Here is a 1,079-nt window from a genome sequence, read left to right on the forward strand (position 1 = left end):
TATTACCGAATCGGGGCGTTTCGGGTCTTAGCGTGGTCGGTGAGGCGTTCGGGGGCCACGGACGGGCGCCGGTGTCCGACAGGGAGAGACGCGAATGATCGACGCGCAGCGGCTGACCAAGAGGTACGGCGAGAAGACGGCCGTCGACGGGCTGGACTTCGCCGTCGAGCCGGGCACGGTGACCGGCTTCCTGGGCCCCAACGGTGCGGGGAAGTCCACGACCATGCGGATGATCGTCGGGCTCGACGCCCCGACCAGCGGCTCCGTGAAGGTCAACGGCCGCCACTACGCCCAACATCAGGCACCGCTCCAGGAGGTCGGCGCCCTGCTGGAGGCGAAGTCGGTCCACCCGGGCCGCTCGGCCCGCAACCACCTCAGGGCGCTCGCGCTGACGCACGGGATCCCCCGTCGCCGGGTCGACGAGGTCATCGACCTCGCCGGGCTCGGCACGGTGGCGAAGAAACGGGCCGGCGCCTTCTCCCTCGGCATGGGCCAGCGGCTCGGCATCGCGGCGGCCCTGCTGGGTGATCCCCAGACGGTGATGCTGGACGAGCCGGTCAACGGCCTCGACCCGGAAGGCGTCCGGTGGATCCGCAACCTGCTCAAGGGGCTCGCGGACGAGGGCCGGACCGTGTTCGTGTCGTCCCACCTGATGAGTGAGATGGCGCTGGTGGCGGACCACCTCATCGTCGTGGGGCGCGGGCGACTGCTGGCCGACACCACCGTGGCGGACCTGATCCGCGAGGCGGGCGGGGACACAGTACGGGTGGCCGCGCAGGATCCGGCGAGGCTGCGGGAAGTGCTGGCCGGTCCCGGCGTCGACATCACGGGCCGCACCGGCTCCGAGGAACTTCAGGTGACCGGGCTCAGTGCCCGCGAGATCGGCCTGAAGGCGGCCGAGCACGGGATCGCGCTGTTCGAACTGACCGCGCGGACGGTGTCATTGGAGGAGGCGTTCATGGAACTGACCCGGGATGCCGTGGAGTACCACGGCACGACGACCGGCATCGACACCCTCGCGGCCGACGGGAGGGCGGCATGAGCACCCTCACCGCGCCCGTCGAGACGGCCCCGGCCGG

1 protein-coding gene is annotated in these 1,079 nt (G+C 71.2%); it reads left to right on the forward strand.

Annotated features, from left to right (window positions below):
- The first annotated feature begins 94 nt into the window (after positions 1-94).
- Positions 95-1,042: an ABC transporter ATP-binding protein gene (locus tag ADL01_RS21925; protein ID WP_053743745.1), complete on the forward strand. Its 948-nt coding sequence runs from the start codon at positions 95-97 to the stop codon at positions 1,040-1,042.
- Positions 1,043-1,079 lie beyond the last annotated feature (37 nt).

Source organism: Streptomyces sp. NRRL WC-3618 (assembly GCF_001280005.1).
In the GTDB taxonomy this organism is placed as follows: Bacteria; Actinomycetota; Actinomycetes; order Streptomycetales; family Streptomycetaceae; genus Streptomyces.

What these genes read in the sequence shown, in the direction of transcription:
- ADL01_RS21925 (WP_053743745.1), top strand. Translation starts at nt 95, where the DNA reads ATGATCGACGCGCAGCGGCTGACCAAGAGGTACGGCGAGAAGACGGCC.